Source organism: Sphingobacterium anhuiense (assembly GCF_042686355.1).
GTDB classification, from domain to species: domain Bacteria; phylum Bacteroidota; class Bacteroidia; order Sphingobacteriales; family Sphingobacteriaceae; genus Sphingobacterium; species Sphingobacterium anhuiense.
In genome coordinates this window covers 534,959-550,685 of record NZ_JBHUPE010000005.1, presented here as the reverse complement: position 1 = coordinate 550,685, position 15,727 = coordinate 534,959, and the positions used below count along the sequence as shown (strand labels likewise).

Annotated in this window: 9 protein-coding genes; 4 read left to right on the top strand and 5 right to left on the bottom strand. The window is 35.7% G+C overall.

Going from position 1 to position 15,727, the window contains the following annotated elements:
* Positions 1 to 121: 121 nt before the first annotated feature.
* Genes ACFS6I_RS14205 through ACFS6I_RS14195 form a run of 3 tightly spaced genes read left to right on the top strand, consistent with a single transcriptional unit; the run spans position 122 to position 3,513 of the window.
* On the top strand, positions 122 to 1,213 hold the full coding sequence (locus tag ACFS6I_RS14205) for a zinc-binding dehydrogenase (RefSeq protein WP_380921598.1): 1,092 nt from the start codon (positions 122 to 124) through the stop codon (positions 1,211 to 1,213).
* A 6-nt stretch (positions 1,214 to 1,219) separates the two neighbouring features.
* Positions 1,220 to 2,473 carry an MFS transporter gene (locus ACFS6I_RS14200; protein WP_380921596.1) on the top strand — a complete coding sequence of 418 codons (1,254 nt, stop codon included), beginning with the start codon at positions 1,220 to 1,222 and terminating at the stop codon, positions 2,471 to 2,473.
* A gap of 41 nt (positions 2,474 to 2,514) precedes the next feature.
* Positions 2,515 to 3,513, top strand: coding sequence for a metallophosphoesterase family protein (locus ACFS6I_RS14195; protein WP_380921594.1), 999 nt, complete (start codon positions 2,515 to 2,517; stop codon positions 3,511 to 3,513).
* Positions 3,514 to 3,617: 104 nt separating this feature from the next.
* Here ACFS6I_RS14195 and ACFS6I_RS14190 read toward each other — a convergent pair whose 3' ends face one another.
* From ACFS6I_RS14190 to ACFS6I_RS14180, 3 genes are all read right to left on the bottom strand, one after another.
* Positions 3,618 to 3,764 (bottom strand): hypothetical protein, encoded by a 147-nt coding sequence (locus ACFS6I_RS14190; RefSeq protein WP_380921592.1) that lies wholly within the window; start codon positions 3,762 to 3,764, stop codon positions 3,618 to 3,620.
* 95 nt (positions 3,765 to 3,859) lie between these two features.
* The gene (locus ACFS6I_RS14185) at positions 3,860 to 5,641 is read right to left on the bottom strand and encodes a RagB/SusD family nutrient uptake outer membrane protein (RefSeq protein ID WP_207902422.1); all 1,782 of its coding nucleotides are present in this window, start codon (positions 5,639 to 5,641) and stop codon (positions 3,860 to 3,862) included.
* A gap of 5 nt (positions 5,642 to 5,646) precedes the next feature.
* The gene (locus ACFS6I_RS14180; RefSeq protein ID WP_380921589.1) at positions 5,647 to 8,856 is read right to left on the bottom strand and encodes a SusC/RagA family TonB-linked outer membrane protein; all 3,210 of its coding nucleotides are present in this window, start codon (positions 8,854 to 8,856) and stop codon (positions 5,647 to 5,649) included.
* A gap of 905 nt (positions 8,857 to 9,761) precedes the next feature.
* On the opposite strand from ACFS6I_RS14180, the gene ACFS6I_RS14175 reads away from it, so the two are divergent.
* On the top strand, positions 9,762 to 10,625 hold the full coding sequence (locus tag ACFS6I_RS14175) for an AraC family transcriptional regulator (RefSeq protein WP_380921587.1): 864 nt from the start codon (positions 9,762 to 9,764) through the stop codon (positions 10,623 to 10,625).
* A 125-nt stretch (positions 10,626 to 10,750) separates the two neighbouring features.
* Here ACFS6I_RS14175 and ACFS6I_RS14170 read toward each other — a convergent pair whose 3' ends face one another.
* Positions 10,751 to 13,657, bottom strand: a complete 2,907-nt coding sequence (locus ACFS6I_RS14170) for a glycoside hydrolase family 2 TIM barrel-domain containing protein (RefSeq protein WP_380921585.1) — start codon at positions 13,655 to 13,657, stop codon at positions 10,751 to 10,753.
* Between the two features lie 253 nt (positions 13,658 to 13,910).
* Positions 13,911 to 15,578: a glycoside hydrolase family protein gene (locus ACFS6I_RS14165; RefSeq protein ID WP_380921583.1), complete on the bottom strand. Its 1,668-nt coding sequence runs from the start codon at positions 15,576 to 15,578 to the stop codon at positions 13,911 to 13,913.
* Between the last annotated feature and the right edge of the window lie 149 nt (positions 15,579 to 15,727).

Below are 15,727 nucleotides of genomic sequence, written 5' to 3'. Positions count from 1 at the left end.
AAAACCAAATCATGTACCTTAATGTCCATAAATTAATATAAATTTAATATTTAAAATATATAGTATTTATAAACAATGTTTAGCATTGTAAAACATTTTATGTTATATTTACAATACAATTATGGCTAAGCAAGGAAAATTCTTGGTTTTTGAAAAACCTAAATCTCCTCTTCAATCAGTATCGAGTACGATACCAAATCTGGAAGAAGGAGAAATACTCGTCAAAATAAATTACGCTACACTTTGTGGCAGTGATCTTCATACTTATTGCGGTCTACGTCAAGAACCTTGCCCAACTATACTTGGGCATGAAATAGTAGGGACAATAATGGAGACAAATTCAAATTCAGTTTTAACAGATGCTTCCGGACAGGAACTCAAAGAAGGAGATGTTATCACCTGGACCGTATTTGCTAGTGATCCCGAAACAGCTAGTTATAATGCAGAAACGCCTCAAAAAAATGAAAATCTATACAAATATGGACACAGACAAATTACAGATCGTGACAGTTTTCATGGAGGATTAGCATCACACATTATATTAAGACCACACACTTCCATTCGTATCCTTCCAAAAGAAGTACCTGCACCTATTGCAGCAACGATCAATTGTGCCATTGCTACATCAGCTGGAGCCATTCGTTTAGCTGGAACCATCAAAGGTAAAAAAATACTTATTTCCGGAATGGGTTTATTGGGTCTCGTATGTGTAGCGATGTGTAAAGAAGCAGGCGCATCCGAAATTATAGTAACAGATATTGATGACAAACGCTTAGCGCTTGCTAAAAAATTCGGCGCTACCGAAACTTTAAATTCTAGGGAAACTACGCTTGATGAATTAGCAATTGTTAAAATAGGAAATGGTATTGATCGCTTTATTGACATGAGTGGCTCGCCTGATGCTATGGAAGCAGGAATAGCACAATTGGGTATAAATGGAGTTGCCGTATTTATTGGAGCAGTGTTTAAGCAGCGTAAACTTGAGATCGATGCAGAGCAGATGATTCGACGCATATTAACAATTAAAGGTTTACATAATTATAATTATGAAGATTTTTCTACAGCAGTAGATTTCATTGTACAGAATTTCGAGAAATACCCATTTCTTGAGCTTGTTGAAAAAGAATTTTCTTTAGATGAAGTGAATGAAGCTTTCGACTACGCTGTAATAAACAAACCAATACGTGTCGGCATCAATATGGACATCAAATAACAGAAGATGCAGATTCAAAAAAACTTCAGAAAAGAGCAGTGGAGGATGCTATTTATCACCATGTTCTGTTATTTATTTTTCTATACAGGTAGACATAATTTTGGCTGGGCGGCAAAAGGAATGTCAGCTGAATTAGGTATAAGTTACCAGCAAATCGGATGGATTAGCTTTTCCATGCTGATGGGGTATGCCATAGGACAATTGATTAACGGTAATCTTGCAGATCGTTTAAGTCCTAAAATCATGATCTTAACAGGCGGTTTTCTATCTATTGTCTGCAACCTTTCTATTAGTTATGCTAATACTTACGCTGTAATACTTATTCTTTGGACGCTGAATGGTTATTTTCAATCTATGGCCTGGGGATCGGGAAGTAAATTAATCTCCAATTGGTGGGACAGCAATGAACGAGGTAAAGCTTTTGGTTTTTATACCATGGCTGCAGGGAGCTCATCTGTACTCACATTTTTCATGGCCCTACTTTTAGTACAACAAGAACAAAGCTGGCGTACACTCTTTAGGTACCCCATACTCTTTCTTCTTTTTGCCTTACTCCTATTTTTAATTATTGCAAGAAGTCATCCTGCTTTAAAAGGATTTATACTACAATCAGATAGTGTACAAAACGATTCAACCTCAAAATTAGGTTGGAAAGAGTCTTATAAGCTCGTATTCGGAAACAAAAAATTTCTGATTGCATCCTTTGCAATCGGATTTCAAAGTATGGCAAGATATGGACTTATTTTCTGGGTGCCGATCCATTTCTTAGGGAATAATTACAAGGAATCAAATGGTAATTTATGGCTAACTTTATTCATTCCTATCGGTATGGCTGTGGGAGCGGTTTCATTTGGTTATATTTCAGATGTACTATTCAACAAAAACAGAAGCAAATCGATTAGAGCCGGAATGCTCTGTAGCTGCGCAATTGCTTTGTTGATTTATATTATACCAACCCCACATCATGCATTCGCTGCTGTCTTGATGTTTACTGCTGGTTTTTTTGTGTACGGACCCCAAGCTAACTTCTGGACTTTAAGCCCAGATATATTAGGAACCAAATTAGTAGGTACCGGTATAGGTGTTATGAATATGTTCGCTTATGTATTTGCTGCAATCGGAGAACCCATATTTGGAAAAATTATTGATTTTACAGGCAATACATCAAATATCTTCCTCGTTGTGGCCGTAATTTGTGCGTTGTGTGCTATCATTATATCATTTGTAAAGCCAGCAACAGCAAGTGAAGTTCAGATGTAAAAGCGCTATTAAATGAAAAAAAATAAACCGGATTATAAATTATGATAAACAGAAAATCATTCTTAAAAATTGGGGGACTAAGTCTATCAGGACTCCTTGTAAATAAATCTATAGCAGCTCCAATAGTTGAAAGTATTGAAACAAATAACATTAAAACTCGTGGAGTAAAATTTGGAGTCATATCGGATCTTCATTATGATCTCATGCATGATAGTGACCGAAGAGCACAATTATTTATTGATGCTATGGTCAAAGAGCAGCCCGATTTCATCATTCAATTAGGTGATTTTTGTGTTCCGAAACCTCAGAATAAACCCTTATTAAATATTTGGAAAAAATTCAGTGGTGAAAAGCATTACGTTTTAGGTAATCACGATACTGATGGTGGCTTCTCCAAAGAACAGGCGCTGGCATTTTGGGGTGCGACAAATCCTTATTATTCATTTGACAAGAATGGTTTTCATTTTGTCGTATTAGATGGCAATGAAAAAAGTGAAACGAAAAAAATAGATGGCTATCCCCGTTCTATTACAAAAAAGCAACTTAACTGGCTAAAAAAAGACCTTCAAAACACATCCTTACGCACCGTTATTTTCTGTCATCAAGGGCTTGAAAATACATTAGGCGGGTTAGATAATGGCATGGAGGTCCGTTATCTATTCGAACAGATCAACCAAGAGGCAGGCTTTAACAAAGTAGTACTCGTGTTAACAGGTCACCATCATATGAATTATCACAATGAGATCAATGGGATCCATTACGTTCAGATTAACAGTTCATCATACTATTGGGCGGGAGAAGACTTTAAAAGTACAGCGTTCTCAGATGATTTTTACAAAAAACACGGCATCCTTCGCTACACACTCGTATATGAAGATCCAATTTGGGCAGTAATTGACCTAGACAATAAAAAGAATATTCGTATTCAAGGTACGAAAACCAAAATGGCTGGAGTACCATTAAGCGATGCAGGAATTGATGTTTACAAAGATGTATATCCGATTACTTCCGAAATTGACTCGCGAAAATTGAAGTATTGATTTCATAATAAAGGCCTCTAAAGAGGCCTTTATTATGAAATCAATATCATTATCTTATCTGGAAACAATTAACATTACCAGAAAAATCAGCCACATAATTATAATTAACTTAGATATTCTTTACTTAAAAAGATAACTGCTCCGGAAGCCATCGATGCTAATAATATTCCATTGCGATCCAATTCATTACCTCCATTAACATCTAAATATACACCACAGGCATAAGTTTTAAAGCGAGCTATTGGTAGCAAAAAATTTCAAAAGAATTATTTGCTTCATTATACTATAACAAAAGTTAGCCCTCGAAAATCAAGGGCTAACCATATTCAAAAAAAATTAACAGCTATTATCTCCAACCTAACGGCTGTATCAAATTTGGATTCAAGACAGTCTGTCCAATTGGAATCGGACGGTAATAATATTTAGGGCCATCAATCCACTGACGCGGTTGATTCTTATCTTTAAAAAAGACAATATGTCCTGAACTACCGTTACTCAAATAAATATTATTTTCACTTACATAATATCCAGGTAACGCTTTGTATTTTTCAGGTAATGAAGCTTTATCAGATTCTTTCTCTAAGATAACAAGATCGGGTTCGCCATCTCCTGTTACATCAAGTGCTCCAAAGCCAGGCACATAAATACCTTTAGGGTTGACTGCAAATAACTCCCCAACATACCATCTATTTAGATCATTAAACCTAAAACCCTCAGAGGCTAATTCTATTCTTCGTTCTCTACGAATTTCTAAAACAATCCCTTTATTAGCATGTTTTACATTACTATATTTTGAAGCCATAATAGGATCAATATTACTCTGTGCATCTGCAAGTTTTAAAGTAGGCATTCCTACCCGTCTTCTTAATAATCCAATAGTTAAATCCAGTTCACCTTGCGTTATTTTGCCAAGTTCTGCTTGCGCTTCTGCATAGTTTAAAAGTACCTCAGCATAACGCATCATTGGAAGATCCGTGTAGTTTAAGTTCCATCCCTTACGCTGATTTGGATCTCTAGGATAAAATTTAATCTGAAGATATCCACCATAACTTGGTTTCAATACATAAGGAATATTAACATCAGGATTCGTTTTAAAACCAGGTTCCATAATATTCTCTGCTAAACGAGGATCGCGATTTTTAAATATTTCAGTCACCTGTTTTTTATCATAATCAGGTAATGAAGTAAAACGGGAACCATCCTTCATCAAAAATTCCTCCATCAAGTCTTTACTCAATGCCCATTGGTAATCAAATACAGTATGCGTATTATTAGCTACCCCATCCGCTTCGCCATTCTTCCATAAATAAATAATTTCTTTATTGGCTGACAAATCTTTGCTAGCAAATAAGTTCCTGTAATCTTCTTGAAGCTTACCTGTATTAGTGATACTAAATCCTCCCTGATCCATTATCTGCTTAGAAGCACTTGCCGATCTTTCCAAAAATTTATGGGCAGTCTCTTCTAAATTAAGATATGTGTGATACTTACGATACGTCCCTTCATAAAGAGCAATACGAGACAGCAAGGTCAATGCGACCCATTTCGTCACTCTGGTATTTGTTCCTCCAGGTTTAATATGCGCCACCGCATATTCTAAATCGGCCATAATAGAATCGACAACTAAAGTCCGGCTATCTTGCTTTTTCATCAGCAAGTCTTCATCCGTATCTTTGATCACCTGGTTGTACCAAGGCACATCACCATAAGTCATCACCATATTATAATATAGGTTTGCTCTAAAAAAACGAGCAATACCTACATAATGATTAATCGAAGCTTGATCTCCCGTCGTGTTTGCAACTCTTTGTAGCATAAAATTGATTCTACGCACGTTATCCCATCCTCCCCATCCACCAGCATTAGCTATTGTTAGATTGCCTCTAACCATTGCATCTGTTGTTGATGATCCACTCATACCAGCAATATTATCCGTAAATCCATCGCTATAAGTAGGACCAATCATGCCGTAAAATCCATTCGTATATGTTTCTAAATCAGCAGGAGTCTTAAATGTGCTATTCTCAGTCACACTCGTTTGAGGAAATCTATCCAAAAAATCTTTTTGACAAGAAGTGAGTGCCAATACGGCTACAAATGCCAGAGAAATAATTACTATGTTTTTCATAATCATTAAAAGTTTAAATTCATACCAAAAGAATAGGTACGTTGAAATGGATAAATCTGTCCTCCTAATCCTTCTGGATCTAACGAAACTTTAAGATTAGATTTTTCAAATAGATTCTCTCCACTAAAATAAAAATACACTCTTCCAAGTCCAGCTTTTTCAACCCATTGCTTAGGAAGTGAGTAACCAAAAGTTATATTCTTAACTCGCAAATAACTCGCATCTTGCATATACTTTTTATTTGGAACAGCTAATGAACGATTAGAAACTTCTGCGGCATAAGCTCGAACCGCAGGGAAATAACCATCTGGATTTTCCGGAGTCCAGTGATCCAGATTTTGTACAGTTACATTAGTCCATGGCTGGGCATAAATACCCCAAAAGTAAACATGAGCACCACCCGGATACCAATCCTTTTTACCCACTCCCTGAAGGAAAACGCGTAAATTAAATCCCTTCCAATCACCCCCCAAATCTAAACTATACGGATACTGAGTACTCGAGTTCCCGACAATTACACGGTCGCCATGATCTTCTAAGGTATTTTTACCGAAATTTATTCTTTTGTCACCATTTAAATCTTTAAACTTAATATCTCCGATATAAGAGTTATTACCTTGATTACCATTTCCGATATCAACTTGATTTAAAGCGTCCAATTGTGCTTGGTTTTCAAAAACACCATCATATTCCAAACCCCAAATTTCACCAAGCTTCATGCCTGTATAGTAGTCTCCCAAATTCCCGGCAGGATTACTAAACTTTGTTATCTCAGCTTTACTATTTGCGATAACAAAAGTGACATTATATTTAAATGGTGAATTAGATAACTCAAATTGATCATTCCAACCCAAACGTAACTCCCAACCTTTGGTTTTAAGATCTGCAGCATTTATCTTTGGTGATGCTGTTCCAAAAACGCCAGGTAGGGTCCTTCCTGCAGAAAGCATACCTTCAGTTTTTCTCACATATGTATCAAAATTTAAATTCAATCGATTATTGATCGCAGCTAGATCTACACCGAAATTCGTCGTAGAAACCTTTTCCCAAGTTAAACTATTTGAAACTTCACCTGGAGCTCCAATTGACATTGGTCTCTCGTTTCCTAATATCTGTCCGATTTTGGACGCTGACATTGTGGGTACAAACGAATAATTTGCAACACTTTGGTTCCCCAATTGACCATATGATCCCCTAAGCTTAAACATATTAAGTACAGGTTTAATCGGTTCAAAAAACTGCTCTTCCGAAATTACCCATCCCGCCGATGCAGAAGGAAAAAAGCCCCAACGGTCACCTTTTGGAAATCTTGACGATCCATCATAACGTCCATTAAACTCCGCAAGGTATCTTCCTTTGTAATTATAACCCAGCCTATAAAAAATCCCTTGAACAGCCCAGTCATCTATAGTATGACGCGTCGTCATGGTGCCTGTAGCCAGTTCGACAGTTGGTAAATCTTTTGATAATAGATCATTCCTACGCAACGATGCCCATTCATTTTTTCTATATTCTTGATTGTAACCAAGTAGAGCACTTAAATTATGATCTCCAAATGTTTTATTAAAATTTGAATAAATATTGATAACATCATATCTGTTATTATCATTGCTTTTACTTGCATATGAGGTCGTCGAACCGGCATACTTAATCTCTGTCTCAGGTCCAATTTTATAAGGAATTGGCACATCATATGAATCAGTATTTCCACTTGTACGCCGCAATGTAACATCAGCATTGATATCCCAAATATTTTTTATTATTGCAGCTTTCGCATTAAAGGTTGTTTGAAACTCATTTATATTACGTGTCGTTCGTCCTCCTTCTTGCATACGTCCCAGCAAACCTGCTCCTGCCGACGTCCAACTTCCATCAGGATTTTTAGGCACATCCAAGGAGCTTGTACGATTGACATTCCAAAAGAAGTCACCATCCATAAAAACTGGAGAATTAAAATCTCGAATAGTCAATAAAGTATTATTACCAAAAGAAAGCCAATCATTTACTTTAAAATCAGCTTTACCGCGTACGTTATATCTTTTTAGAACATCTTCACCATATTTTAACATCCCATCCTGTTTATAATATTCGCCTGAAAATAAGTATTGTAGCTTTTCTGCTCTTTTGCCAACACTCATATTAACAGTCGTAGTAGGGGCAGTTTTTTTGTATGCTTCATCCATCCAATCTGTCGAACCATAATACATATAATTCAATTTATTGGTAGGATCCAGAATAACATTGGGCAATGACGGATCTTCCTGCATTTTCTTTGCATAGTCTCGAATTGCATCAGGAAACAAATCATAAAGTGGAGCTGCGGCCATACGCTTATATTCCATAACAGTAAGAGGGTCTGTTACAATATCTGGCATTTTACCTACAGTACGGACCGAAGTGTTGATACCTAAATTTACTTGAACATCATCACTTTTAGCAGTTTTAGTAGTGATTAACACAACACCGAATGCGGCTCTTGCACCATAAATAGCAGCTGCGGCTGCATCTTTTAAGACGGTATAAGTTTCGAAATCATTAGGATTCAATCGGGCCAATTCATCTTCCGAATGTGGAACATTATCTACTAAAATTAATGGACCACCTCCATTTATAGATGTTGTGCCCCTAATATTAAAGGTCGCAGCTGCAGTAGGGTTTCCACTAGGATTTGTAATATTTAAATTAGGGATTAATCCTTGCAATGCCGCTCCGATATTGGTGACAGGGCGATTTTCCAATTGCTTGGCAGAAATCTGATCTACAGCACCAGTTAAATTAATCTTTTTTTGTGTTCCAAAACCTACCACAACAGCTTCATCAAGAACTGAAGCATCCTCTTGTAATTCAACACTTAATAAAGAAGTAGCTAAGATTTCTTGTTGCTTATAACCTACCGAAGTAAATACCAGCGTTGATCCTTTTGGAACTTCCAAAACAAACTCTCCAGCACTATTCGTTTTAGTACCTATTGACTTCTTTCCTTTAACAAAGACAGATACATCTTGTAAACCTCGCCCTTGATTGATTACTTTACCCCTGACAAGGATTTCTGACTGTACAATATTGTGAAGTGGTGAAGCAAATATTTCATTCTGCTTCACATGCATTAGGGATAGCACTAAACCAAGGGATAATGCTTTTTGGGTAGTTGAAACTCGATACAATGGGCAATAAAATTTACCTTTCCATTTTGAAACGAGGGAAAACTTATTCATATTTGAACAATTAAGGTTAATTAAAATTTTTTTAGACTTTTTGGTTTCCTTACACTTGAAGGAGATGTTAGCGCATCTCCTTTCTTTTTAAGGATGTTGTAACTAGTTATCCATAGGCATTTTTATTTTAGATGATTTAAATAGTGTTTATTAAAAATTTCAATTTTCAGCTATAATATCATGATTTACCTGTTTACAAATAGTAAAACAATGAATTAAAAACCACATCAATTCCACAAATATAAGCCCCTAAGTTTAGCATTACTTAAACTGAATATTAAATTAAAAATTTTTTTATTCATATTAAGTAGACTTGTGAAGAACATTTCATATTCTACAATCTTTAAATAATTAGCAAAAAATGGTTTTTATCAGGTTTTATGTAGTAAATCACGCTCGGTATAAATAACAGGGTAAGATGTAAATGATCAATTTGAAACTTGTCTCAGAAAGAACATTTTGTAAAATTATTACCAACAATTATTTAATATATCTTAACATCAATAATAGATATTATAATTCAAATATCAAATATAATTCATATAAAAATGACAAAATACACAAATTAAAACGTTTAAAGCAACATAAAAGAAGAAAACAAAAGAAAAATGAAAACAACTAAAAGTTTAGAATTAATTAACAAAAAAGAGTAATTAAAAAATAACACTGACTTATAAGAACTTTTAATCTTAAAATATTGGATAAACTCGTAATTGACCAAGTTAAATTGAAAAATTCGTAGCTCAATTTTTCACTAAATAAATATCTAACTATATCTTCTAAGCAACTAGAATGTAACAACCCTGTGAATTACAATATACGAGACAGGAAATACTTGTGACTACTTAAAACTAATCTTATATTAGCTATGTACATTTATAGAACCTAAAAAACCATCAATATACATGAAGCCCGTATTTGCAAAAGTTTTAGAAGGATTTGAAACCAATATATTTGTAACACGTGAAATAAACCGACCTTTTTTTTCAACGGAATTTCATTTTCATAAAGAATGTCAATTCACATACATTGTCAAAAGCGAAGGTCGTCGCATGATAGGAGATAGTTTAGATACTTTTACCAGTGATGAACTGACCTTCATCGGATCAGATTTACCACATGTTTGGCACAATGACAGTCAAGATTTAAATATTAACCATGCGGCATCTTCGATGGCATTATACTTTGAGCCGGATAAGTTAATTAGTACACTTTCCCTTTTTTTTAACACATCCAAACTCGAGCAGTTCTTTGCCCAATCTCAGAGAGGGCTAATATTTCATGGTAAATTAAAAAATGACCTGAAAAGTATTTTACAAAAAATGATAAGCAGTGAGGGTATCCCAAAAACGATTCTCTTACTTGAGCTTTTCCAAAAAATGTTAAATTCTCAGGAATATAGTTTTCTTTCAAGCCCAGGATATACAAATACTTACATTGCTAAAGACAATGAAAAGATTGATAAAATTTTCCGACATGTATTCGACAATTTTTCTAAAGAAATAAATTTAGAGGAAGTTTCCAAAATAGCGAATATGACCAAACATGCTTTTTGTAGATATTTTAAAACCCGCACGCAAAAAACATTTATTCAGTTTGTCAATGAAGTCCGTATTAGTCAAGCATGTAAACTCATTAATGAAGATAAAAACCAGATTGGAAATATCGCTTATGATTGTGGTTTTAACAGTTTATCAAATTTTAACAAGATTTTTAAAACTACAAAAGGAATTACTCCAAGCGAGTACAAAAATGAGTTGCTGAAATAAAAAATAATGCTTCATTGCTAGTAAATATCGATAAATTGATACTCGAAAAATCATTAATAAATATAAAGTCCAGTCGAAGTTAATCTGTCTGGACTTTATATTCTTATTTATAATTTTATTTCTTTTTATTTTTCAAACCGTAACATTACTTTACCAGTTACACGGTCCCCCCTTTTTAAGGGACGATAGTCAACCTCTGCATGAGAGGATAGAAAACCTTCACGTCCAGCATTATTGTAATCTGCGACCAACATATTAATACTATTTTTATCCGTGCTTATCCAAGCTCTGAAATGTTGTTTTCCATTACCTAAGACCTTAACCTTATTCCCATCTAAATTCGACAAATCAGCTGAGTAAATATTTTCTTTCGTTGCCCTAAAGAGGTTCGAACCTGCATCTGTCTGATCAAAAGACCAACCTAAGTGGGGTAAGGCAGATGGTCCCGCCGAAGCAGAAACAGGTAGATCAGGATTAAAAGCGACAGCATGACCAGTCAATGACCCGAGATGATCCTCCGGATACATATTCCAATATCCACGACGTTTCCATTCTAAATTATTAAATTCTTTAGGTATTTCAAATACCAATCCAACCTGCCTTGGTGATACTGCAGTTCTCAATTCAAAATCGTAGCTAACCGTTAATACGCCATTTGCTTTAAACACATAAATATATGCTCCTTCAGCTTCTTTGTATGTACCCTTAACAAGTATAGTTAAACTATCTTTCTGTGTGTTATAGACCACCGATTGACATACCCAGTTCTCACAAACAGGGTTAAAAGGTTCAAAATTTTGATCTTTACCAACCATTTGAATACCCCTGCCTTCCGAGTTGAGCGGTAATAACATCAATGTAGCACCCTGATTGATCAAATTGTTACCATGGACATCATAAACTTTTAAAAGCCCATCAGACTTATTGATTTCAAACACCTTGTTCTTGTCCTTAACAAGGATAGCCTCATTTTTTTCTTCAAAACTGACAGAACCTTTCTTTTCAACCTCCGCGGCCGCTATCCCCGGTTTCAGAGAATATAAATATTCATCTATTACAAAACCTAAAGGAGAAATTATTTTCAAATAAATTTCCTGATCCAAGTGTTTTTCATTCTTCAGATCGATATCAAAATGGCCTTTACTTCTGGCAGGTAAATTCACTTGTACAACTCCACTATCCTGACCAGAGCGCCATTCAAATCGACAAGCAGACAGATCCGTAAAATTATGACGATTGTCGACATCAAAAGATACGACACCGTCATTTGATAAATTTCCACGCTGTTCAAGTCTTACTGGACTATATGACTTTTTCATATTCCAGTACTCGGGTTTCGCCCGACGCCAGCCATCCAACGGACCCCATGTTCCATATCCGACAACCTTATTGTTAGGTAAGAAAAAAGTATCATCTATTCCAGCCCAGATTGCGCCACCAAGCACACCTTGACTGTTGTACATAGCTGTCCACATTTTATCCAATAACGGTCCCCACATATTTCTTACACCGGGATCTGCCGATAGTTCAAAACGATTGTAAGAATTTACATGGATATATTCGTCAAAAGTAACCGGACGTTTACTATTGCGATACATATCTGGACCGGTTGGACCAGGGTAATGATGGTTCGTCACCTCAAGCTCGCCATTATCAGCATCCGGGCCCCATTGACTGAATATCCGGGGACGGGATGGATCCATCTTTTTAATAACTTCACCAGCTTCCTTAAAATACTCTTTATAAAGATTAGACTCATTTCCTAAAGACCACATAATAATAGAAGGATGACTCCTGTCCCGGTTAACCATCTCAATATGTTGATTCACCAGAAGAGGGTACATATCCTCTTTTTTAATAGCAGTCTCATGTGCCCAACAAAATGGAGCCTCAACCTCTACAAACATACCAAGCTCGTCACAAGCCTCAAGCAATCTCTCATCAGGAGGATAATGCGATGTACGAATATAATTTACATTGGCTTCTCTAAACAACTTAACATCTTTAGCCCAAATATCACCTTCCAAAGATCTTCCTCGCAGTGGCATCACTTCATGTCTATTGACCCCTCTTAACTTGATCGGTTTTCCATTGACCAAAAACTGGTTTCCTCTTACTTCAAGCTCTCTAAAACCAACTCTTCGCTTTGTACGATGTAAAACACCCGATCCATCACTTAATTCACAAATTAACGTATATAGATAAGGAGACTCAGATGTCCAATGATGAGGCTTACGAATCTGAAACTTTAGACTACGATTTAAATTTATACCATTTTTCAATTCATCAACTAGATATTCCGATTTTCCTAAATCAACGGATCTTCCCTCTGTGTCCAACAAACTAAATGCTAGTTTAAGAGCACCTTTGGCTTTCATAGATTCATTGGACAACTGTACATCCGCAGACAATACCGCATCAGTATAGGTCGCATCAAAATCAGTAACCACATGAAAAGAAGAAATATTTGTCTCTGGGATCGCAAACAAGAATATATCTCGAGTTATGCCACCAAGAGCATGTACAGCATAACGTGATGCACTCGCTAAGGAATCAGCCAAACTTTCGCTACGCACAGCTATGGTGATCTGGTTAGTAGCACCATAGTGAACAAAATCTGTCACATCGATCTCAAAAGGAGTAAATCCCCCTATATGACTTCCTACTTTCTTACCATTAATATAAACTGTACTTTCACTAAAGATCCCATTACTTCTAAGCTTGACGCGCTGTCCTTTCCAACTTACAGGAATTTCAAATTGACGAAAATAGCCCGCTTTAGCTCCTTTCTCTACTTCAAAGCCTTGCATCACCCATTCGCCCGGAACCTGTATATTCTTACAATCTACAGCTTGCGGAGACTTCCAGAAACTTTCGCTCGGATCAACATCAAATAACCATTTCCCATTCAAATCTATTTTTGTAGATTGGATATGATCAGGAAAAGGCGTTAATCTTGGAACAACAATATCTTGCGCCCATAATATAAGCGGGGAAAGAAATCCAAAGAAAAGGACTAATAATGATTTCATTTATTTAGATTTTAGATATTTACTCATGATAAAAAAATCCCTCTCGGATTACAGATCATGTACGTTTCAAAAATGAATAATAAAAATCGTCTTTTCTGCAACTAAACTAACTCTTTCTTAAACTATAATACCTCATAATATCACATACAACATCTCTTTCAGTATAAATTATTGAAAATTTACCCACATACACTAAAAATTAAAAAATCCAGCAAATGTATACTTGCTGGATTTCCTACATCAAAAAATAAGATTAATCAAGTTTCAAATCAAAATTAAATGTTGACTTTTGAACACCTTTTTCGTGAATAACAAGTTTCATTGGATTATTCGCCCCCTTTGTTAATGGAATAATTCCTGTTAATTTAATTTTGCTCATGGCATAAGGATCAAGTGGAGCTATCGGTCCACTAGCGATCAAAGTTTTCTTTTCACCATCAAGAATATATAATTCTAACTTACTTTCCTTAGATTTCACTAGCCCAAAATTATCCACCTGTACTTCGAAAACTTGCTGATCTTTTGTTTTATCCACGATCGGCTTTCTAGCTGATAAAATCGCTTCGTTATATGCCACCCAAGGCACTCTGGTATAACCAAAAAGAAGCTTTCCCGACCTAGACTTACCAATTAATTTTGGAGCAAATTCATCTTGAGTTAACCCATGCCCAATATTCTCAAATGTAATGATAACCCCATCTTTTATGTTTTCTATTTTAGTTGCACGGCTCCCTTTTCCATAATTAACAAGCTCTGATTTTCCAAATCGCAATGTTTGTAAATCCAATTCCTTAGCAGGATCAAAATTAGGCTCTTTTAACACTTTGACACGGACAAATTTTGTATTTAAAGATGGTAGTTCTGTATTCAACATTTCCATCAGCATTCCAGGGTTCAATGGAATCGAAATATTTTTTGAACTATGTTGGTCATTCGGTTTATCTTCCAACTTTAAAACATCAATAACGGCGAAGTTAGCCTGATAAGCTCGACCGTACTTATCCTGCAACACTTTAATGCGCTCATACTTAAACCAATCTTCCTTTACACCATCCTGATGAAAAGATATACCAGTGGTATAAGCTTCTCCTGGATCAGTTATCCAATTTACACCATCTTTAGAACGCTGATAAAAAGCAATTCGTCCCAACCAATCATTTACAATAAGATGATACTGAATATGATCGCGCCAAACAACTGGATCTTCGAACTCTCCTTCAACAGCTGGATATACGCGTTTATCTGTTATCTGATTATAAGGACTTAAACCTGTTTCACTAAACCAGATACCACCACCTCGGCACACCATCAAATTAGATCCATCCTCACGCTTTGCAAAGGTAAGGTTTGACAAACCTTCGATGATAGGACGATCCCGTTGATCAAATACAAATTTCTCATACTTCCAAGGGCCGTTATAGCTATCAGATATGTAGTAACCATTGATCACATAAATAACATATTTACCATTTTTCGCTCTGAAAATTTCAGGATTATGACCTTTACCTATAGTGTCAACAATTTTGTATGGTCCAATTGAATGATCACTAACCGTATGGTATACAATTGAATTCGGCCATTCCATATGTCCTTTCTCTGAACGCTCAGGCCATCCACATACATAAAGATGAAACTTACCATCATCGCCTTTTAATATGTTACCGCCCCAGTACGATCGCTCACCATCTTCAATTCCATTATCAATGTATCGTTTCCGCACTCCCTCCGCTCCCCAATCACTCGCAACTATAACTTTTCCATTAGGCATAGGTAGAAAACGATCTTTAAAGCGAGCACCTTCAACAAGTAGATCCCATTCTTTAGGACGAGGCCTTTCAGTAATTTGACCATAAGATGGGGCAATCATCCACAAACAAAATAAAACAGTCGTATACAGTCCACATTTTCTAGGCTTTTTCATAATCTTAAGTGAAGTAAATAATAGTTATGTAAAGATACTTATGACCAATTTCATATTGCAAAGCCTATTTTACCAAGCTTTGATCCAATATTATCACTTAATATCTTAAATCGAAAAGATTAATTAGACAAAAACTCCAATTATTAATA